This is a genomic window from Tepidimonas sp. HKU78 (genome assembly GCF_049860815.1).
GTDB lineage: Bacteria > Pseudomonadota > Gammaproteobacteria > Burkholderiales > Burkholderiaceae_C > Tepidimonas.
In genome coordinates this window covers 1,341,529-1,361,038 of record NZ_CP187547.1, presented here as the reverse complement: position 1 = coordinate 1,361,038, position 19,510 = coordinate 1,341,529, and the positions used below count along the sequence as shown (strand labels likewise).

Annotated in this window: 19 protein-coding genes and 2 pseudogenes; 6 read left to right on the top strand and 15 right to left on the bottom strand. The window is 63.5% G+C overall.

Annotation, left to right across the window (positions count from 1 at the left end; all coding sequences use genetic code 11):
• Positions 1-3: 3 nt before the first annotated feature.
• The 3 genes from ccsB to ACPYIS_RS06810 all read right to left on the bottom strand — a co-directional run bounded on the left by ccsB (position 4) and on the right by ACPYIS_RS06810 (position 4,316).
• Entirely contained in the window at positions 4-1,371 is a 1,368-nt protein-coding gene (ccsB, locus tag ACPYIS_RS06820; RefSeq protein ID WP_424859739.1) for a c-type cytochrome biogenesis protein CcsB, read from the bottom strand.
• On the bottom strand, positions 1,368-3,512 hold the full coding sequence (locus ACPYIS_RS06815) for a cytochrome c biogenesis protein ResB (protein ID WP_424859740.1): 2,145 nt from the start codon (positions 3,510-3,512) through the stop codon (positions 1,368-1,370). Before ACPYIS_RS06815 ends, ccsB begins: the two co-directional genes overlap by 4 nt.
• Before the next feature lie 189 nt (positions 3,513-3,701).
• The gene (locus ACPYIS_RS06810) at positions 3,702-4,316 is read right to left on the bottom strand and encodes a c-type cytochrome (RefSeq protein WP_424859741.1); all 615 of its coding nucleotides are present in this window, start codon (positions 4,314-4,316) and stop codon (positions 3,702-3,704) included.
• 93 nt (positions 4,317-4,409) lie between these two features.
• On the opposite strand from ACPYIS_RS06810, the gene yihA reads away from it, so the two are divergent.
• Together yihA and ACPYIS_RS06800 are read left to right on the top strand one after the other, a co-directional pair.
• Entirely contained in the window at positions 4,410-5,060 is a 651-nt protein-coding gene (yihA, locus tag ACPYIS_RS06805) for a ribosome biogenesis GTP-binding protein YihA/YsxC (protein ID WP_424859742.1), read from the top strand.
• Between the two features lie 39 nt (positions 5,061-5,099).
• On the top strand, positions 5,100-6,026 hold the full coding sequence (locus ACPYIS_RS06800) for an alpha/beta fold hydrolase (RefSeq protein WP_424859743.1): 927 nt from the start codon (positions 5,100-5,102) through the stop codon (positions 6,024-6,026).
• Here ACPYIS_RS06800 and ACPYIS_RS06795 read toward each other — a convergent pair.
• The gene (locus ACPYIS_RS06795; protein ID WP_424859744.1) at positions 6,006-6,848 is read right to left on the bottom strand and encodes a lysophospholipid acyltransferase family protein; all 843 of its coding nucleotides are present in this window, start codon (positions 6,846-6,848) and stop codon (positions 6,006-6,008) included. The two genes, ACPYIS_RS06800 and ACPYIS_RS06795, sit on opposite strands and share 21 nt — an antisense overlap.
• A 185-nt stretch (positions 6,849-7,033) precedes the next feature.
• Here ACPYIS_RS06795 and metK point away from each other — a divergent pair, with 185 nt between their 5' ends.
• Positions 7,034-8,218: a methionine adenosyltransferase gene (metK, locus tag ACPYIS_RS06790; protein WP_424859745.1), complete on the top strand. Its 1,185-nt coding sequence runs from the start codon at positions 7,034-7,036 to the stop codon at positions 8,216-8,218.
• A gap of 59 nt (positions 8,219-8,277) precedes the next feature.
• Here the strand turns inward: metK and ACPYIS_RS06785 are convergent, their stop codons facing one another.
• The 7 genes and pseudogenes from ACPYIS_RS06785 to ACPYIS_RS06755 all read right to left on the bottom strand — a co-directional run bounded on the left by ACPYIS_RS06785 (position 8,278) and on the right by ACPYIS_RS06755 (position 13,065).
• Positions 8,278-9,378 (bottom strand): glycosyltransferase family 4 protein, encoded by a 1,101-nt coding sequence (locus ACPYIS_RS06785; RefSeq protein WP_424859746.1) that lies wholly within the window; start codon positions 9,376-9,378, stop codon positions 8,278-8,280.
• 34 nt (positions 9,379-9,412) lie between these two features.
• Positions 9,413-9,625: pseudogene (locus tag ACPYIS_RS06780) on the bottom strand (lytic transglycosylase domain-containing protein); the annotation flags it as partial.
• Positions 9,626-9,655: 30 nt separating this feature from the next.
• Positions 9,656-9,748, bottom strand: a pseudogene (locus ACPYIS_RS06775) (DUF4124 domain-containing protein); the annotation flags it as partial.
• A 76-nt stretch (positions 9,749-9,824) separates the two neighbouring features.
• Positions 9,825-10,076 (bottom strand): hypothetical protein, encoded by a 252-nt coding sequence (locus tag ACPYIS_RS06770; RefSeq protein ID WP_424894826.1) that lies wholly within the window; start codon positions 10,074-10,076, stop codon positions 9,825-9,827.
• A 53-nt stretch (positions 10,077-10,129) separates the two neighbouring features.
• A complete protein-coding gene (locus ACPYIS_RS06765; RefSeq protein WP_424894827.1) occupies positions 10,130-11,665 on the bottom strand; it encodes a class I SAM-dependent methyltransferase in 1,536 nt (511 codons plus the stop codon).
• Positions 11,666-11,738: 73 nt separating this feature from the next.
• The gene (locus ACPYIS_RS06760) at positions 11,739-12,281 is read right to left on the bottom strand and encodes a DUF3782 domain-containing protein (RefSeq protein ID WP_424894828.1); all 543 of its coding nucleotides are present in this window, start codon (positions 12,279-12,281) and stop codon (positions 11,739-11,741) included.
• A gap of 175 nt (positions 12,282-12,456) precedes the next feature.
• Positions 12,457-13,065: a hypothetical protein gene (locus ACPYIS_RS06755; RefSeq protein WP_058615537.1), complete on the bottom strand. Its 609-nt coding sequence runs from the start codon at positions 13,063-13,065 to the stop codon at positions 12,457-12,459.
• A 175-nt stretch (positions 13,066-13,240) separates the two neighbouring features.
• On the opposite strand from ACPYIS_RS06755, the gene ACPYIS_RS06750 reads away from it, so the two are divergent.
• The gene (locus tag ACPYIS_RS06750) at positions 13,241-13,648 is read left to right on the top strand and encodes an integrase core domain-containing protein (RefSeq protein ID WP_424894829.1); all 408 of its coding nucleotides are present in this window, start codon (positions 13,241-13,243) and stop codon (positions 13,646-13,648) included.
• A 333-nt stretch (positions 13,649-13,981) separates the two neighbouring features.
• Here ACPYIS_RS06750 and ACPYIS_RS06745 read toward each other — a convergent pair whose 3' ends face one another.
• Positions 13,982-15,190 carry a beta strand repeat-containing protein gene (locus ACPYIS_RS06745; RefSeq protein WP_425974069.1) on the bottom strand — a complete coding sequence of 403 codons (1,209 nt, stop codon included), beginning with the start codon at positions 15,188-15,190 and terminating at the stop codon, positions 13,982-13,984.
• 78 nt (positions 15,191-15,268) lie between these two features.
• Between ACPYIS_RS06745 and ACPYIS_RS06740 the strand changes: the two genes are divergently transcribed.
• Complete coding sequence (locus ACPYIS_RS06740; protein ID WP_424894388.1) at positions 15,269-16,234, top strand: IS481 family transposase; 966 nt, start codon at positions 15,269-15,271, stop codon at positions 16,232-16,234.
• Here ACPYIS_RS06740 and ACPYIS_RS06735 read toward each other — a convergent pair.
• Entirely contained in the window at positions 16,118-16,939 is an 822-nt protein-coding gene (locus ACPYIS_RS06735) for a hypothetical protein (RefSeq protein WP_424894832.1), read from the bottom strand. The two genes, ACPYIS_RS06740 and ACPYIS_RS06735, sit on opposite strands and share 117 nt — an antisense overlap.
• Before the next feature lie 386 nt (positions 16,940-17,325).
• On the bottom strand, positions 17,326-17,577 hold the full coding sequence (locus ACPYIS_RS06730) for a helix-turn-helix domain-containing protein (protein ID WP_425974068.1): 252 nt from the start codon (positions 17,575-17,577) through the stop codon (positions 17,326-17,328).
• Between the two features lie 124 nt (positions 17,578-17,701).
• Here ACPYIS_RS06730 and ACPYIS_RS06725 point away from each other — a divergent pair, with 124 nt between their 5' ends.
• A complete protein-coding gene (locus ACPYIS_RS06725; RefSeq protein WP_424894834.1) occupies positions 17,702-18,904 on the top strand; it encodes a tyrosine-type recombinase/integrase in 1,203 nt (400 codons plus the stop codon).
• A 119-nt stretch (positions 18,905-19,023) separates the two neighbouring features.
• On the opposite strand, the gene ACPYIS_RS06720 is transcribed toward ACPYIS_RS06725, so the two are convergent.
• Positions 19,024-19,506 carry a hypothetical protein gene (locus ACPYIS_RS06720; RefSeq protein ID WP_424894835.1) on the bottom strand — a complete coding sequence of 161 codons (483 nt, stop codon included), beginning with the start codon at positions 19,504-19,506 and terminating at the stop codon, positions 19,024-19,026.
• Positions 19,507-19,510 lie beyond the last annotated feature (4 nt).

Below are 19,510 nucleotides of genomic sequence, written 5' to 3'. Positions count from 1 at the left end.
CCGTCAGAGCGAGCCGTAGCTGTGCAGGCCGCTCAAGAACATGTTGACACCGAGGAAAGCAAAAGTGGTGATGGCCAGCCCCACCAGCGCCCACCAGGCAGCGACCGTTCCACGCAGGCCCTTCATCAAGCGCATGTGCAGCCATGCGGCGTAGTTCAGCCACACGATCAGCGCCCAGGTTTCTTTCGGGTCCCAGCTCCAGTAGCCACCCCACGCCTCCGCCGCCCACAGCGCACCCAGCACGGTGGCGATGGTGAAGAACGCAAATCCGACCGCGATCGCTTTGTACATCACGTCGTCGAGCACCTGCAGGCTGGGCAAGCGCTCGGCAATGCGCCGCCGCGCGGCCAGAATGCCGCCCACGATCAGCGCCGAGACGCCGAAGTACACGAACCAGTAACTGCCTCCCTTGTCTGCCGCCCCTTGACGGAACACCAGCGGCTCGAAGCACAGCACGATCCCCAGCACCCACAGCGGCAGCAGCTTCCACCAGCGCGTCTCCGCTGCGCTTTGCTTGATCAGATAGGCAAACGCCAGCATCGCCGCGATGGCAAACGTGCCATAGCCGATGAAGTTGGCCGGCACGTGCAGCTTCATCCACCAGCTCTGCAGCGCGGGCACGAGCGGCTGAATCTGGTGCGCCTCGCGCACGACGGTGTACCACAGCAAAAAGCCCACCGCCGCACTGACGATCAGCATGGCGAATGCGCCCATACTGCGGGTCTGATAGCGATCCTCGTAATACAGGTAGTACGCCGCGGTCAACCACGAAAACAGCACGAACACTTCATACAGGTTGCTGACCGGAATATGGCCGATCCCCGGGCCGATTTGGTGGCTCTCGTACCAGCGCACCATGGTACCCACCAGCGCCAGCGTCACCGCCGCCCACGCCAGGCGCGAGCCCAGCATCTGCGCGGTCTGCCCACCGCGCGGTGCCAGCAGCCCGATCCAGTAAAACACCGTGCTCATGAAAAAGAGCACGCTCATCCACAGGATGGCCGACTGGCTGGACAAAAAGTACTTGAGCAAAAACACTTGATCGGCACGTGCCAAGTCGGCACGCCCATCGACCTGATACAAGCCGATGGCCAGCAGCGACAGCGCCGCCACCACCACCGTGAGCGCCTGCACCGGGCGCCAGAACCACGCCAGTGCGATCAGGCTGGGCGCCGTGCCAGCCAGGATCGCGCGTTCATAGACGTCCATGCGCGCGCCATAGACGGCAAACGCAACGGCCGTGCCCGCCAGCACCAGCAGGGCGTACAGCCAGTCCCAGCGCGTGCGCGCCACCAGCCAACCACGCCAGCCCGTGGCGCCGGTGCGCTGTTTGTCCAGTTGCAAATCGATCGTCTGCGATGCCGATGTCATGTCGTCCCCTCCTGGGTGGGCGGATGCAGCAAGCCCTTGAGGCCGTCGAATTCACGATCGTTGTCGAGCAGCTTGCGGTTGCTCGACAGCGCCATCGTCGCCTGACTACCCGCGCTGCCAGTGGGCGCCAACCACACCCACAAGCGCCGCTCGCGCACGTACAGCATGGCAAAAACGCCGATGATGAGCAACAGGCAACCGATATAAACAATGGTCTTGCCAGGGGCACGCGCGACCTGAAACACGCTGGCCTGTACGTGCTCGTAGTCGGTCAGCTCGAACGTCAGCGGCGCCGGATAGAAAAACGCATCCGACAGGGCCAGCACCGCTTGCGTCATGAACGCGGCCGTGGCGTCGTTGCGCTCGGCGGGCGGCAGGCCGGCGCGCTCGCGGCTGAGCTGGTGCAGCTCGAACAGCGTGCCATTGAGGATGCGCAGCAACACCTCGCCCGCGCGCTCGCGCTCGGCCTCGGGGACGTTGGCCTCCAGAAAAGCCGACAGCGCTTGCAAGCCGCCCAAGCGCGGGGCGCCGTTGTGCGGCAGGCGCTCGAGCTCGGGGTCGTCGCCGGCAAACAAATTCAAGGTCCTGTGCGCCGACGCGGTCAGCGCCTCGACCACGCTGGCGGGCTGGCCTGCGGCCGCCATCGCCACATAACGCCGCACCGCCATCGTTCGCAACGCGTCGTCCGCTAACGCGGCGCGCAGGCGAATGAAGCCGTCGAGACTGTCCTTCTCGTCCACCGGTACGCGCAGGTAACGAAACGGCTCGGACGGGGATTCCCGCACGCCCAGCAAGTAAACGCGCTGGCCGTCCAAGTCGATCGGCAACTGGTAATTATGAAATTCGCGCGCTTGCCCAGCCTCGTCGCGCAGCCGGTACGTGATGCTGGGACCGACGTTGCGCAGCACCCGTTCGGTCGCGGTCTTGTTGCCCGCCCCCAGGCGCGACTCGATCGCTTGGCGCAAATCGACCTTGCGCACATCGGCGCCGGCGCCGGCGTTGCCACTGAAGTTTTCCACGTTGATGACGCGCAGCCCGGTGAACTCCAGCCGCAGCCGCTGCTCGCCATTGGTCAACGTGGTGGCTTCGCCGATGCGCCCTTGCACTTCGAACGGCTTGACGTTGGCGCCCATCGGCAGCGCCCGCAGCTTGACCAGCGAGCCGCCGTCGTCGAAGCTGGACTGATAGATCTGGATCCCCCGGTACTCGACCGGGTGGTTGACTTCCACCCGTGCTGGGCGCGCCTCACCGGTGTAGCGGTCGTGGATGACGATATCGCTGGCAAACAGCCGCGGCATGCCCGTGTCGTAGTACTCGACGATGAATTTTTTGAGCTCGACGTCGAACGGCAACTCCTGCAGGATCATCCCCTGGGGTTGCGCGAGCACCGCGACGCCAGCGCGCGTGCCTTCAGTGACGAGCAGGTTGCCCCGAAAGGTCGGGTTGGTGTCGCGCAGTCGGTGTTTGTCCGGAATCTCGGCGATCATGCCGCCGCCCTGCAGGGGCTCCTTGCCGCCAAACCACATCTGCGCGCGCACCATGAGGTCGCCATCGAGCAGCCCACCAATGCAGATGATGACAATGGCCGAATGCGCGGCCAGATAGCCGAGCTTGTTGGCGGCCCCTGCCTTGGCCGCCACCATCCAGCCGGTGCCGTGGGGCGTTTCGCGCGATTGCAGCCGCACCTTCCAGCCGCGCGCCAGCAGCGCCTGCCCGATGCGATGGGCCGCACGCTCGGGCGCCTCGGGCAGGGTCGCCTGCGCCTTGTGGTGAAACGCCTGCAGGCTCTGCTCGCGCACGTGCTCTTTGAACTGGCGCAAGTCGGCCAGAATCTTGGGCGTGTTGCGCGCGATGCACAGCGAGGTGCTGACCACCAAGAACGCCAGAATCAGCAAAAACCACCACGCGCTATAGACCGAATACAGATCCAGCGCGTCAAACACCTGCGACCAAAACGGCCCGAACTGGTTGATGTAGTTGTTGATCGGCTCGTGCTGCTTGAGCACCGTGCCCACCACCGACGCGATGCAGATCACCGTCAGCAGCGCGATGGCAAAGCGCATGGACGACAGCAGCTCCACCACCGTGGCGAAACGGCGCGAGGGCAGCTTGAGCTCGATACCGGCGGTGGAGGCGCTCATGCGGGCAGACGACACGAAAAAGGCAGGCCGACGGTGGGCCTGCCTGGATTGAGAGTGGAGCGTCGGGAGAAGGTTCCGAGGGCAGACAAACGACCCGTGCAGATATTACCCGACACTGATATTCCCCTGACCGCCTGCGGGCGTATGGGTGGGCACGTGGTGGGCGCGTCGGGCCACCCACCCCGGCACTCAGCGCAACCCAGCCGTGTACTCGGCCAGGGCCTGGATTTCGCGGTCCGTCAGGTAACGCGCAATCTCGTGCATGGTCTTGTTGTTGGCCCGCTCGTTGCTGCGGAACAGCTTGAGCTGCGTCGCGGTGTACTCGGCATGCTGGCCGCTCAGGCGCGGGTACTCGGCCGGGATGCCAGAGCCCGCCGGCCCGTGGCACCCCGCGCAGGCGGGAATGCGCCGATCGACGATACCACCGCGATAAATCCGCTCACCCAAGCGCACCAGCTCGGCATCGGTGGCAAATCCCGGCGCGCCCTTCTGGCTGGCCAGCCAGTGGGCGATGTCGGTCATGTCCTGGTCGGAGAGCGCGCTCGCAAAACCCACCATCACGGCGTTGGCCCGCTTGCCCGACTTGTATTCCTTGAGCTGCTTGATCAGGTACTCGGGGTGCTGCTGTGCAAGCTTGGGGTTGGCGGCAGTGGTGGAGTTGCCATCCGCGGCATGGCAGGCCACGCACACCTGACCGTAGAGCGCGGCACCGCGTTTGAGGTTGGGCTGCGCGGTCTGCGCTTGGGCGCTCCAGGGCAAGGTGGCGGCCAGGACGGCTCCGATGAGCGTGGCGATGGGTTTCATGGCTGGGTCGCTGAAGGATGGGACGGCACCGGGGCCGACCCCGACGCCCTGTACGGAACGCCCAATTCTACAATGGCGCCAAACACACCCCGTATGACGACCATCAACCCCTCGACAGCAGCACAGGCAATGGCCTGGCTGCACACGGCGCGCTTCCTCACTGAAGCGCCGCAACTGCAAAACCTGCCCACGCTGGACGTGCCCGAGATCGCGTTCGTCGGCCGCTCCAACGCGGGCAAGTCGACCTGCATCAACACGCTCGCGCAACAGCGCCAGCTTGCGTTCGCCTCCAAGATGCCCGGGCGTACCCAGAGCATCGTGCTGTTCGCGCTGGGCAAGCAAGGCGCCACCGATGCCGTGCTGGCCGACCTGCCGGGCTACGGCTACGCCGCCGTGCCACAGGCCGCCAAGCGGCGCTGGCAGCAGGTCATGGCCAACTATCTGGTCAGCCGCCCCAACCTGCGCGCGGTGGTGATGCTGTGTGACGCGCGTCTGGGCCTGACCGAACTCGACCAAGCACTGCTCGACATCATCCGCCCGCGCGTGGAGCAGGGGTTGGATTTTCTCGTGTTGCTCACCAAAGCCGACAAGCTTTCGCGGCCCGAACAAACCAAGGCGCTGTCCATTGCGCGACTCCAAACCCACGGCGGGGATGCGATGCTCTTTTCCGCCCTCAAGCGCCAGGGTGTGGAGGCAGTGGCCCAACGGCTGTGGGATTGGACGCACGCGCCAGCCTCTGCTTGACCCACGGTGCGGCGGGGCCATGCGCCGGAGCCCCTTCCCATGATTGAAACCTTCGATCTACCGCTGCCCCACGGCATCACTCTGAGTGTGCGCGCCGCTGGCGACCCCACTCGCCCAGTGCTGCTGTTTCTGCACGGCTTTCCGCAAGCCGCCTTCGTGTGGGACGACGCGCTGCGCCACTTTGTCGACCCCGCACATGGTGGGTTTCGCTGCATCGCACCCAACCTGCGCGGCTACGAGCGCTCCAGCGCACCCAAGGACGTGCAAGCCTACCGCGCCAAGCACCTGGTGCAAGACATCACGGCACTCATCGAACAGGTGACCGTCCATGGCCCCACACCCGGGCGCGTGGCCGGGCTCGTCGCCCACGACTGGGGTGGCGCCGTTGCCTGGAACCTGGCCGCGCTGCAGCCGCAGCGGCTGGATCGGCTCGTCATCCTCAACTCCCCACACCCGGGCACGTTCTGGCGCGAGCTGCGCACCTCGGCCGCGCAGCAGCAGGCCAGCGCCTACATGAACGTCCTGTGTCGCCCCGACGCCGCACAGTGGCTGGCGGCCAACGGCTACGCCAAGCTGTGGGCTTTTTTTCGGGGGATGTCCGACACGTCCCGGTGGCTCACGCCCGCGCTGCAGGCGCAGCACGAGGCGGTGTGGGCCCTCGGCCTGCAGGGAGGGCTCCACTATTACGCCGCGTCGCCGCTGCGCCCACCCAGTGCCGACGACCCCGGTGCCGCCGGGGTGGAGCTACCCAATGCGCTGCTGCGCGTGTCCGTGCCTACGCTGGCCATCTGGGGCATGCGCGACCAGGCGCTGCTGCCCGGCCTGCTCGAGGGACTGGAGGCGTGGGTCCCGGACTTGCGTATCGAGCGGCTGCCCGACGCCACCCACTGGTTGCTGCACGAGCAACCCGAGCGGGTGCTCGCGTCGATCGAAGCGTTCGTCGCGTCAGCCCAGCGGGCGCGGTGATTTGTAGCGCGCATAACCCCACAAGTACTGGGCCGGGGCTCGCGCGATCAGGCGCTCCATCGCACGGTTGATCTGCGCAGCCGCCAGGGCGGCATCAGCGGCCAGGGGCTCGTCCATCACCTGCGACCACGGCTGCACGTGCACCACATAGCCACGCCCCCAGGGCAGCCGCTGCCCCCACGCCAGCAGCACCTGCACGCCGGGCTGCTGCGCCAGCCGCGCGGCCAGCGTCATGGTGTAGGCCGGGCGACCAAAAAACGGCGCCCACACCCCGAGCCCCTCGGGCGGCACTTGATCGGGCAGCAGACCCACCGCCTCGCCGCGGCGCAAGGCGTGCATCAACTGGCGCACGCCGGCCAGCGAGGTGGGTGCCGCCGCCATGCCAGGGCGCTGTCGGGCTTGGCGCAGCACCGCATCCAGCCCGGCGTGGCGCGCGGGGCGGTACAGCACCGTGATCGGCGCGCCGGCCCGGCCAAAGCGCTCGGCATAAGCGCGCGGCGTGACCTCGAAACACCCCAGGTGCGGCGTCAAGAACAACACCCCACGCCCCTGCGCCAACGCCGCCTCGATGTGCGCCGCCCCCTCCCAACCCACGCGCACCGGCGGCCCAAACCACAGACGCGGCAGCTCCGCCACCTGTTGGCCCGCCGCCCCCACCGACGCCCAGCGCGGCCACCCGCGCAGCCCGGCCAGCCGGGTGTGCTCGCGCCAGCGCCGCCGGTAGGGGGGCGACAACAGCCACACCACCCAGCCGCCCACCCAGCCCAGGGCGTGCAGCAGCGGCAAGGGCCAGCGGGCCAGCAGCGACAACCAACGCATCATGACGGCGGGATTGAGCAAGGGAACGACACATCTCTCGGCGACGCGGATACAATCCGGGCCTATCGCCGAGTTACCGAACTACTTGCGGGCGATTCACAAATGCCGCTAAAGCGTTCGCCACACCACCCGCTCACGGGGCGCCGGCGCAACGCCGGCAGCCAACCCACACACGGAGTGTAAACACCATGGCGAACGACTTCCTCTTCACCAGCGAATCCGTCTCCGAAGGTCACCCGGACAAAGTGGCCGACCAGATCTCGGATGCCATCCTGGACGCCATCCTGGCACAAGACCCGCGCTCGCGCGTGGCGGCCGAGACCCTGTGCAACACCGGCCTGGTGGTGTTGGCGGGCGAAATCACCACCAACGCGCATGTGGACTACATCCAAGTGGCGCGCGACACCATCCAGCGCATCGGCTACGACAACACCGAGTACGGCATCGACTACAAGGGCTGCGCGGTGCTGGTGGCCTACGACAAGCAGAGCAACGACATCGCGCAGGGCGTGGATCACGCGAGTGACGACTACCTCAACACCGGCGCGGGCGACCAGGGGCTGATGTTCGGTTACGCGTGCGACGAAACGCCCGAGCTGATGCCCGCGCCCATCTACTACGCGCACCGCATCGTCGAGCGCCAGGCGCAACTCCGCAAGGACGGGCGCCTGCCCTTTCTGCGCCCGGATGCCAAGAGCCAGATCACGATGCGCTACGTGGATGGCCGCCCACACAGCATCGACACCGTGGTGCTCTCCAGCCAACACAGCCCGGAGATGAGCGACGGCAAGCACATGAAGCCCGCGTTCATCGAGGCGTGCATCGAAGAGATCATCAAGCCCGTGCTGCCCAAGGAGTGGCTCAAGGACACGCGCTACCTCATCAACCCCACGGGGCGCTTCGTCATCGGTGGCCCGCAGGGTGATTGTGGCCTGACCGGGCGCAAGATCATCGTCGACACTTACGGCGGCGCCTGCCCGCACGGCGGCGGCGCCTTTAGCGGCAAAGACCCGACCAAAGTCGACCGTTCCGCGGCCTACGCTGCGCGCTACGTGGCCAAAAACATCGTCGCCGCGGGGCTTGCGCGCCAGTGCCAAATCCAGGTCAGCTACGCCATCGGTGTGGCGCGCCCGATCAACGTGACCGTGTACACCGAAGGCACGGGCGTGATCCCGGATGACAAGATCGCCGCCATCGTCAACGAGGTATTCGACCTGCGGCCCAAAGGCATCATCCAGATGCTGGACCTGCTGCGGCCGATCTACAGCAAAACGGCAGCCTACGGCCACTTCGGCCGCGATGAGCCCGAGTTCACCTGGGAGCACACCGACAAGGTGCAGGTGTTGCGGGATTTGGCGGGAATCAAGGGCTGAGCGTCGCAAGCGGGTGCATTCGGGGTATCGTCGAATCAATGGTCACCGAAACGCATATCTCACCGCCGCAACCAGCGTGGCACCTTGAACCGCACAATCGTCAAATACGCGGCGACGTAGCCCACCACGAATAACCCACACCCCAGCATCAGCACGGGCGTCATGTCCCAAAACAGGACCGCCGGTACGACGGTCGTCATGGCAAAGCCCCACAGGTAGGGAGACGTTCGGTTGTTTCGCATCAACAGTTGCCGCGCGGCATCGTCGTGGAACACGCCGCGCACGATGCGTCGGTAAATCAACTGGTGAAAGTGCAGCGCATCCGCCACCCCTGGAGAATCGCCCCGGACCACTTTGCGATAAACGGAAAAAAGTGTCTCGACGACTGGATACGACAACAGCAACATCGGAAACCAGGGTGACACCGCCGGATTGCGCTGCACCAACGCAATGGCCGCGATGGCCAGCACGCTGCCCCACAGGTAGGCGCCGCCATCCCCTGCAAACAGCAGGCCACGCGGGTAGTTCCACACCAGAAAGCCCGCCGTCGCGCCGGCCAGTGACGACAGCAGCGCCGCCAGCGGCCAGTCGCCGACCTTCAGCGCTACATATGCCAGTGCGGCTGTGATGGCCAATGCCACGGCACCCGCCAACCCATTGTAGCCATCGATCAGGTTGAAGGAGTGTGGCAAACCTGCCACCGCCAGCCATGCCAGGGCGATGCCAAACCACGGCGTCCAACGCCACCATTCGTCGAACCACGGCAAGCCAGAGCGATCGATATTCAACCCCAGCACGGCGACCGCGAGCGTTGCGGAAACACCCGTCAACGCAAAACGAAGAAACGGGCGGAGCCGGTGCGTCAAATCCTCGAAGATCCCCCCCAGCACGGCGGGCAGCACCGTCAACACGACAGCCACCCACACTGGCCATGACACGACCGACAAGCGTAAATCTCCCATGATGGGGTGCACCTGTCGTGCCGAGACCAACACAAACGCGGCGAGCATCGCTACGCCGCCCAAGCGTGGCACGTCCCCCGCGTGGAAACGCTGCGGCGCGTCTGCGGGGTAGCGATGGGCGAACCTGCGGCCTTCGCGTACCAGCCATCCGCATGCGAGCAGTGACACCAGAAAAGAAAGGACCAACTGCGTCAACATGGCGTGGCGTGGTGGGCTCGCTCGACTTAGGGGCTTACCCTGCAGAGCCCGTCAATGCGCGGTAGTAGCGCATGACGCGGGTGACATACTGCTGCGTCTCGGGATAGGGCGGTATGCGCTGACCGTGGCGCAGCACGGCGCCCTCACCCGCGTTGTAGGCCGCGATCGCAAGCTCCAGCTCCCCCTCGAACATGCGCAGCAGATCGGCCAAATAGCGGGTGGCAACCCTGACTTTCACTCGCTCGTCCGGCCCGAGCCACTGCAACCGTTTGACGGGGGGCGGCGCAACGTTACCTATATGGGTAACCCCCTGGGCATCCACGTACGTCCAAAGCCGCGACGCGCACGCCCAAGGGGGCACGCAAACCATCGCGACCGCCAACGCCGCACGCGCCACTTTGCCGCGCATGTTCCACCGAACAACTATCTGCCGATTTCGCATTTTTTCATTCTACGGCAGTCACCCGCCCGTCCAGTCCGACCTCTAGCAGTGCTGGCGGCAACCCGGCCAGCACCCGCTCGTGAATTGCGCGGTAGGCGCTCGCGCAGCGCGGCCAGGCGTGCCGGGTCACGCCCCAGTACCACAGCCCCGCGGCCTGTGCTGCTTCGATGGCATCCTCATTGACCACCATCCCGGCCACCGCGCCTTGAATGCGCATGTCGGCATATTTGGGCAGCAGCCGCTTGAACTTGTTCATGCGCTCAACATGCCGCTCGACCCCCTCGCGCGTCAGATGACCACAGTGGCGTCTCAAGCAATCTGCAGCGCCTTCAGGATGGGCAGCTGCTTATGCGCAAAGGTCTGCGCCTGCTGGGTCAACTCGGCGATGTTCTCCTCGGCCGTTTCCAGCGCCTTGCCTTCCTTCACCAGCTTCTGCCCCTGAGCCGCGATGGTTTGCCACACCGCCTGTGCCCACTCGGCGGGCTGTTTCTTGTTCTGCGCCATGCTCAGCAGGAATAGCTGCTGGAATCGGTTGACGGCAACGCCACCGCCCGTCACTGGACTGGCGAGGAAGCTGATGTCGTTGCTGCCCCGTGCCTTCAGGCACAGATGCGCATTGAGCTTGTCGGTCTGTTTTTTTGCTCTGGTGATGGCCTGCTCGTCCTGCACCGGCGCCAGATGCCCCGCTCCAGTGAGCACCGTGGCCGCCTGGACGACCTGAGCGAAGGCGACACCCTTGTCCTTGACCGCCTGCTCGATCTGGGCAAGCGACTTGGGCTTGTGGTCAGCCAGTAGGTCGAGGATAGGCGTGTAGACGGCTTCGCTCATGTTGGCCTCACCCAGGGCCCCGGTCACCTTCAGCGAAACATCCGGGCGATGGGTGACAAGAATGACCTTCTGTGCCCGCAAGGCTTCGACTTGTTCTAGCGCACCAAGCTTGCGAGCGCCCTTGACCCAGTAGTCGCGGCGGAACTGCTGGTTGACGCAAAAGTCGCGCACCAACTGACGCAACATCGGGTCGGGGATGCGCGCGAGCAGCGCCTGCTGCTGCGCCGTCAGGTGGAGGGCATCGATAGAGTCGAGGCAATGCGCGGAGCAGGCGTATTGCAGCTTGGCGCTGGCGAGCCACTCGCCCATGCGCGCCACGCTCATCGGGTGCCAGTCGCGGTTGAAGTATTCGTGCGCGAGGTAGTGACGGTTTTGCTCCTGGATACGCTTGAGGCGCTCGGCGACCTGGGGGTTGGCGCGGGCGTACGCCGGTTGGGTGGCCAGCAGCTGCTGAGCGAAGTCGAGGGCGGCATCGATGCGACTGACGATGCCCACCCCGTGTGCACCCAGCACCTGGGCGTGTTCGGTCAAGAGCTCGCGCAGCGGCACCATGGCCGCCCAGCCCGGCTGCGTGTTGTAGCTGATGTAGAGCACGCCACCCACTTTGAGCTTGCGCCGGATGAAGTCGACAATGACGCGGCGGTTGTCGTCCGAAATCCAGCTCCAGATGCCGTGCAGGCCGATGAAGTCAAAGTCGGGCAAGTCTGACCGTTGGGCGAACTCGGCAAAGGCGTCGTCGTAGAGCTTGGCCCCTGAGCCGGCGGCGACAGCGAGCTGCTGGGCAAAGCCGGCTTGCGCGGGGTTGAAGTCGGTGCCAACCCACTGTATGGGGGACGCCGCCGCGTGCAGGTTGATGCTCAGCCCCTGGCCAAAGCCCAGTTCGCACGCGGTAACCACCTCTGGCGGTACCATGCCAGCGTTGACGAGCGCCTGCCGCGCACGCAGCGGGTTGAGTTCGGCGTAGTAGCCGTAGGTGTAAGTGATGTCGGCCACATAGCCGGCGCTCCAGTCGGTCATCGTAGGGCTCCCTGTCGTGCGTCACAGTCATTGCAGATTGTCGTGGGGCGGCTCGAGCCGCCAGCTTCAACACTTACTGCCAGCGCTGCGGCTCAAAGCCTTTGGGCGTGGTCAGCTCAAAGAGGTCGTCATGGATCGTGGCAGTGTAGAGGCCCGCCGCCTGCGCTTCTTCCATCACGCCTGCATCCCAGTCGATGCCCGCCAGAATCCCAATGCGGGTCTTGCCCGAAAGCACAAGAACCAACTCCGGCAGGCGTTGGACTTGCTCGATAAGCTGCGCGATCGCCTCGCGCTTGACGCGGCTTTTGAATTCGACCACCACCGCCTGATTCACCTTGCCATTCGCCCAGGCCAGCACATCGTACTCTTGCTCACGGCTGCCCAGGCGCACGCGGTGGCGCGCACTGACGTTGGTCATGTGAAAGCGCTTCTGGAGCAATCGCTCCATCGAGGGCAGCGCCATGCCCTCGGCAAAGTAGCCAAACTTGTCGCCCAGGCCGCCAATTTGCCGCCCGAGCTCTTTGATCATGCGCTCGGTCTCTTGAAACTTGCGGTCGGTCTCACGAAAGAGGGCCTTGATGTCGTCCCAGCTCATCTCGGCGGCGTTGGTGCTCATGGGTCACTCCCCTGGGGAATGTCGGCGGCTACCCCATTATCGCGCAGCGGCGGGCGTGGCGTTGCCCGTCGGGCACTGGCGCCGCCCGCGCGTCAGCATTTTTGTTGGGCCTCTGCCGCTGGAGCTAGTCCGACGGGGCGGGTTTACTCATCAGCACGCGCTGGGTGTTTTTGGTTCACCACACCCGGGGTGCAAAGCCAGGGTCGTTCTTGAGTGCCACCGTCTCGCCCGATTGGGCCAGCACCCACAGCCCGGCGGCCTGGGCGGCTTGGATGGCATCCTCATCGACCACCATCCCGGCTACTGCGCCATGAACCCGCATGTCAGCATACTTTGGCAGCAGCCGCTTGAACTTGTTCATGCGTTCGACGTGGCGCTCGACCTCCTCTTTGGTCAAGCGGCTTTTGCACTCGACCGCGACCGCGGTGTCACCATCGACCACGAGTAGGTCGATCTCGATCGCCTCGCCACCCCGACGCGAGGTCACGCGGCGATGGACCTCGCTGACATCGAGCCCGCGCGCGCGAAACAAGTCCACCAACGCAGGCTCGACCATCGCCTCGACGAACTCGCCCAGGCGGTTGCCCAGATCGCCAAAGCGGCGTGAGAGGCGATCGAGTAGCTCGCGCGTCTCCTGAAACTTGCGGTCGGTCTCTTCCGAACGCTCTTTGAGCAGGCGCTCGGTCTCCTGAAACTTGCGATCGGTTTCCTTGCTTTGGATGGCGAGTTCGGCCACGAGGGCCTTGATGTCGTCCCAGCTCATCTCGGCGGCGTTGGTGCTCATGGGGCTCTCCCTTGGGGAATGTCGGCGGCTGCCACACATTATCCCGCAGCGGCGGGCGTGGCGTGGCCCGTCGGGCACTGGTGCCGCCCGTGCGTCCGCATTTTTGTTCGGCCTCGGCCGGCTGGCGCAGGTCTGGCGGCGCTGGCTTGTCCGAGCTTTTTTACCAACATAGTTCATGGAGGTCGACGAGCTGCCGCAGGCCATCGTCATGGACCGCGACAGTATTTTCCTGCCGCTGGTCAAACAGACCCTGCCGGCCATGGGGATACGGACCATCCGCATCGGCTACCCATGCCCTTGGCAGAACGCGGTGGTGGAGCGCTTTCACCGCATACTCGACGATGAACTGCTGCGCTATGGGCAACCGCTCAACGAGCGGCACCTCAAGTGGCTGTTGACTGAGTTTCGCCAGTACTACAACACCGCCCGGCCGCACATGGCTTGCGGCACAGAGCCGCCCATCATTGCCGACGTGACGAACAATCCGGCGGTCAACGATCCGGACTTCTTCAAATCGCCGCGCGAGCTGGTTCGAAAGCAGTGGACCGGTGGCCTGCACTCCAGCTACCGCTGGGCAGCGTAAATCCCGACGGATACATGCCGCCACTCGCGGCCATCGGCGCCGACAGCCGAGGCCATGGCGGCCCGGGGGACCGCCCTTGCCCGGCGCTTTGTCCCACCCTTGCCGCCAGAGAGCGGTCTGACGGGGTGGATTCATCCCGAGCACGCGCTTGATGCGTCTGGTGTCGGGCACCAAACTGTGCAAAAAGTGGTTTATGGGATCTTTTCACCAGCACAGTAGAGGCCCTGCGCATCTCCCAGGCCCCCTGAAAAAACCCCGCCCCTCTTGCGAAGGGCGGGGCAGGGTGACGGGAGAGCAGGGGCGTTATGCGTTCCCCCTGCCCGATCGAGCGGCTTACGAGAAGTTGCCGGGGACGAGTTGGGCCGCATTCACACCCGTCAGAACACCGACGAGTTGAGCTCCGCTAATATCGACATCAGCGTTAACTGCCGTGACACGGAAGATATAGGCATTGCTATCATTACCGTTGACAACGACGAGGTCTCCCACGGAAAGGTTATTGTCGAAAGCGTTGTCGTTGCCAGCCGTGGGGTTGGTCAGCGCCAGGAAATTGGCAATCAGGGTCGCCTCATCGCTACCTGTCACGTTCATGGCGTTAGCGTTTGTTACGGCGACGACGTCCACACCTGCCGAACCTGTCGCTGCGGCATTAAGAGCCTTGCTCTCAAAGTTTACAAGACCAGTAAAGTCGATCAAATCCCCACCTACACCGGCGTTGAAGCCGGTAGCGATGAAGAAGCCGTTTGGACCGACCGTTGTGGGGTCCAGGGCGATGGTGTTGGCACCCGTGCCGAGCTGAACCAGCGTGATGTCGTCCGTGCCGTTACCCCCCCCCACGGTGACCACGTTGTTGCCATTGCCGAGCGAAATGGTGACCGACTCGTTCGAGAAGCTGGTATCGATCGTCAGCTTGCCATTGACGCCGGTGGCATCGACGGTGGTCAGCTTGGTCGAGTTGAGCGCAGCATTGAAGGTCAGGTCCTTGGTGGCCTTCAGGGTGAGCGAGGTCAGCGCGGTGTCGGACAGCGTCAGGTTGGCGTTGCCGTTGGCCTGCACGTCGATGGTGACGTTTTCGACGTTGGGCAGGGTGAGGGTGCCGAGGTTGAACGCATTCCCCGTCGCCAGCGCCACTTCAGCGCCGCTCGCGTCCTTGTTATTGACGACCACCGTGGTGGCGTCAGACGAGCCCGTGCCTTTGCCCGGGGCGAGGTTGACGGTGAGGTTGTCAAAGGTCTGGTTGCCGTTCGTTTCATTCCCCTGGTAGCCGACCGTCTGCAGCACCTGTTCGGCGTTGGTGAGGGTGATGGTGTTCGCTCCACCGTCCTCACGCACGATAAAGGTCTTGATGTCGGTGTTGCCACTGAGGTTGAAGGTGAAGGCGGCACCATTGGCGCTCGCCGAAATGGTCTCGATGCCGCTGATCTGGTTCTTGGTGGCGAGGTTGGCATTCAGCGTGACATCGAGGCGGTCGGTGCCGTCACCGCCGGTGACTTTGTCCTTGTCGGTGAAGTCGCCTAGGTGTAGGGTTCCGGACGATTGCATAGATCCTTCGCGTCGTGCACTCTTCGTTAGTCGCGCAGTGATGCGAGAGCTGATCGACAACCTCCGGAGCGCTCAACCATGATTATTCGCCTACACAAAAACGCCACCACAACCCCCGCCACCCGCGCCTACATCCAGTCCTCGTCCTTGTCGGTTGCGGCCTTGGCAGCCGAGTTGGGCGTATCCGAAGACACCATCCGCCGCTGGAAGCGTCGGGACTTTGTGGAAGATCGCCCGCATACCGCGCATCGTTTGCAGACGACGCTCACCCCGGCGCAGGAGCTTTTGGTGGTGGAGCTGCGCAAGACCCTCCAGCTACCCCTTGACGATCTGCTGGTGGTCACACGGGAGTTCATCAACCCCCGGGCCTCACGTTCTGGGCTGTATCGTCTGCTCAAGCGCCATGGCCTATCCCAACTGCCCAGTGAAGCCAAGGATGCGCCTGCTTCCAAGCCATTCAAGACCTACATGCCGGGCTACCTGCACATCGACGTCAAGTACCTGCCGCAGATGCCCGACGAACATCAGAGGCGTTATCTCTTCGTCGCCATTGACCGCGCCACCCGTTGGGTCTTCATCCAGATTAAGCCAAACAAGACCGCAGCCGCGGCCAGAAGCTTCCTGAAGGCCTTGCACAAGACCTGCCCGGTCAGAATCACGCACATCCTCACCGACAACGGCAAGGAGTTCACGGATCGCCTCTTCGCCTCAGGCGCGCGCGCACCGTCCGGGAAGCACGAGTTCGATCAGCTCTGCCAGGCCCTTGGCATCGAGCATCGCCTCACCAAGCCCAGACACCCTCAGACCAATGGCATGGTCGAACGCTTCAACGGCCGTATTGCCGAGGTCCTTGCCACCCATCACTTCAACAGCGCCGAGGACCTCGAGACTACCTTGACCCGTTATGTTTGGCTGTACAACCATCATTTACCCCAGAAGGCAATCGGACACATAACACCTCTGGAGGCCTTGAAAAAGTGGTACCCTCAACGCCCCGATCTTTTCATCTTCAAACCACGTAATCGTCCGGGACCTGACACCTAGGCCAAATGTGAAGCGGTCATCCCCCTTGCCGCCGGTGGCCGTGATGTCTTTGCCTGCGCCGAACGCTACACGCACGCCGGCCGTGGAGGCGCTGGCATCAAAGGTGGTGATGTCGGCATCGAGGTTCCGGATACGCAGCGCAGCGTCGGCAGCAACGTTGATGGTCTTCAGCGAGCCGCTGGCAACATTGTCGGTGATGTTGTTGATGTCGGACTTGCCGCCGGAGGTCTTGACGTTGACCACTTCGACGCCGTTGCTGACGGTAACGGTTTGCGCTGCCGCGCCTGTCGCGGTGTCGAGCAGTACGGTCACGGCGTCGTTCGAGCCGGCGAGCAAGGCGTTGGACCAGTTGGCGGTCAGGCTTTGCGTGGTGTTGGTGATCCCCACCGCGGTGGAAAGCGAACCGATGTTGCTGATGGTCTGCGCGCCAACGGCATCCTTCATGATGATCTGCTTGGCGCCCGTGACGCCGGTGGCGTTGAATGTAACACCACCACCCGCGCCCACCTGGACGGTGATCGTGTCGACATCGGTGATCGTCGCCGAGCCGGGGTAGCTTGTGCTATCCAGAATCACGCGCAGCTCGTCGCCAACGACGCCGGTGCCGACGATGACGTCACCGGCGTTGAGGGTGGAGACGGAGTTGTTGAAGTCCACGATACCGACGACGGACTTCTGGGCGTTGGACAGGGTGATGTTGTCCACACCCGTTGTGAGCATAATAGCCAGCTACTCTGCAATCCATTTTTAAGTCAAAGACTTACTCGCGTTTTGAAGCCTCCTAAGCGCCCACTTCCGACCACTTTCCTACCACAAAAGACATATTTTCAGTCTTTACGGATATTTTATTTGTCTTATCAAACACTTAGCCGCGCCACCTATCTATATAGCAGTGAAAGTGCTGTAGATCGTCCTACCAACGTCCTACCAGTCACATAGAACACAAAATATTCCTTTTAAGGATTTTTTCTACCACAATCTTTGTTCGACCTACAAGCCTCATACTTTGCCTCGGGCTGCAACAAATAAGGCCACCGAATGTGTCTCATCAGGTGGCCTTTGTGCCTTTTGGGTGGCTCGGGACGCTGTACTCATTGTGGCGCTTGAGGTGGGTTTTGTGCCTTCAGGATCACGCCAATCGCCCCGTCATCGCGGGTGACGAATTCGATGCCGGCCAGGCTCAGGGCCTTGACTACCTTGTTCAGCGTCGAGCTGCGACTGTCGGCCAGCGCTCCTTCCATGCGCAGCAGTGCCGACATCGAGATGCCCGAGGCCTTGAGCAGGTCTTCCCGGCTCCAGCCCAGCATCGCGCGCGCGGCACGGATCTGTCTTCCGTCGATCATGGTCGACTCCTCTTCTCTTTGCTCGGTCTTAGCAGTTAAATATTTCTGCTTGATTGGACGCTTTTTATGTCCTTTCGGGAGAATTGTATCGTAGTATGGTGTTCGTAGATAGAGGAGATTGAAGATGCCAACCCAGCTGCTGACCCCCCGTTTAATCGAACGCCTGAGCAAGCAACTACCTGACGAGAGGACCACTTGCTACTTCGACACCGAGATCAAGGGTTTCTTGCTGGAACACCGATCCAGCGGAAATGGCACCTACTACTTCCGCTATCGCGATGCTGAGCAGAAGGTACGCTTGGCGCGCATTGGTCGAGCGGAGGAAATATCACTGGCTGACGCCAGGGCTCGCGCCCATGCTATGAGCAAAATGGTCGCCGAGGGTGGCGACCCGAAGGTGGAGAGCCATCGCTTCAAGGATGTGCCGACCTTTGGTGCTTTCGTGGCCGAGCGCTACCTGCCCTACGCCAAGACCCGTAAGCGCAGCTGGGAAACGGATGAGACGATGCTGCGCAACCACCTGCTGCCGGTGTTTGCCGACTTCCGGATGAACCGGATCACCCGCTCCGATGTGGTGGCCTTCCACCACGCGGTGTTCGAGAAGGGCTACGCGGCCGGGACCTGCAACCGGATGATCGTGCTGATGAAGTTCATCTACAACTGCGCGATCCGCTGGGACATCCTGCCGCCCAAGAGCAACCCCTGCGATGGCGTGGAGCCCTTTGAGGACCACGGGGCACGGGAGCGCTACCTGACCACCGAGGAAGTGCAGCGGCTCTTTGACGAGCTGGACACCAACCGCAATGTGCAGGTGGGTCAGGTGATCCGGCTGTTGCTCTACACCGGGGCGAGGAAGCGGGAGATCCTGGATGCCCGCTGGGACGAGATCGATTTCAATCGTCGGCTGCTGACGGTGCCGGCGGCGCGCTCGAAGTCGAAGAAGGCGCGCCACATTCCCCTGTCGGATGCGGCCATCGAGTTGCTGCAGTCGCTACCTCGGCAGGACGACATCCCTTGGGTGTTTTTCAACCCGAAGACCAAGAAGCCGCCGGTGTCGATCTTCTACGCCTGGGACTCGATCCGAAAGAAGGTGGGACTCTCGGAAGTGCGGCTGCACGACCTGCGCCACAGTTATGCGAGTTTCCTGGTCAATGCCGGGCGGTCGTTGTATGAGGTGCAGAAGCTCCTGGGACACCACGATCCGAAGGTGACGATGCGCTATGCGCACCTGTCGCCGCAGGCGATGCTTGAGGCGGTCAACGTGGTGGGGAATGTCGTGGGGCGGCGGCCGGTGGTGAATCAATCGGCGGCGGTGGCCACCGCCTGATTTTTTGTCCGAAGAGTGTCATCACTTTTCGGGCAACGCTGGAGAGGAATGGAGCGCGACACATTGCTGTCGCGCTTTGGCTTTTGGACTGGGCAACTGGATGCCCAGTACCGATGCCATCAAACTGCCTTGATGTTGGGCATACCACCTGGGCCGGCCGCGTGGATGCTGTGAAAGCGATCCAGCAGACTGTGCAAGCGGGCAATGTCAGGATTCAACCAGAGTAGCCAGGTTTCCGATTCCCTGACCACTGCCGGCAGATTGGGCCAGTGCCAGACCGGCTCGTGGTGGAACACCCGGTTGCGCAGGGTGCGCAGTCGAGCTGCATAAGGAGACTGATCTTTTCGGGTGCGCAGCTTGCGAGGCGCGTTGCTGAAAATCTTCGGCGCCAAGGCAGGCCAGAGAACCCGGCTGCGTTCGTAGCGAACGTCGAGCAAGCTGGTCCAGAATCCGAACGTCAACTCGGCCACCACGCGCCCGGGTGTCGGACTCAGCCGGTGACGAGCAATCTTCTGCTTGGCCTCCAACACCTTGGATGCATCCCGCTGATCCAGCCACGCGTCGTCGTACCAGTCCAGTCGCTGGAAATGCTGGCTGAGCACCTGA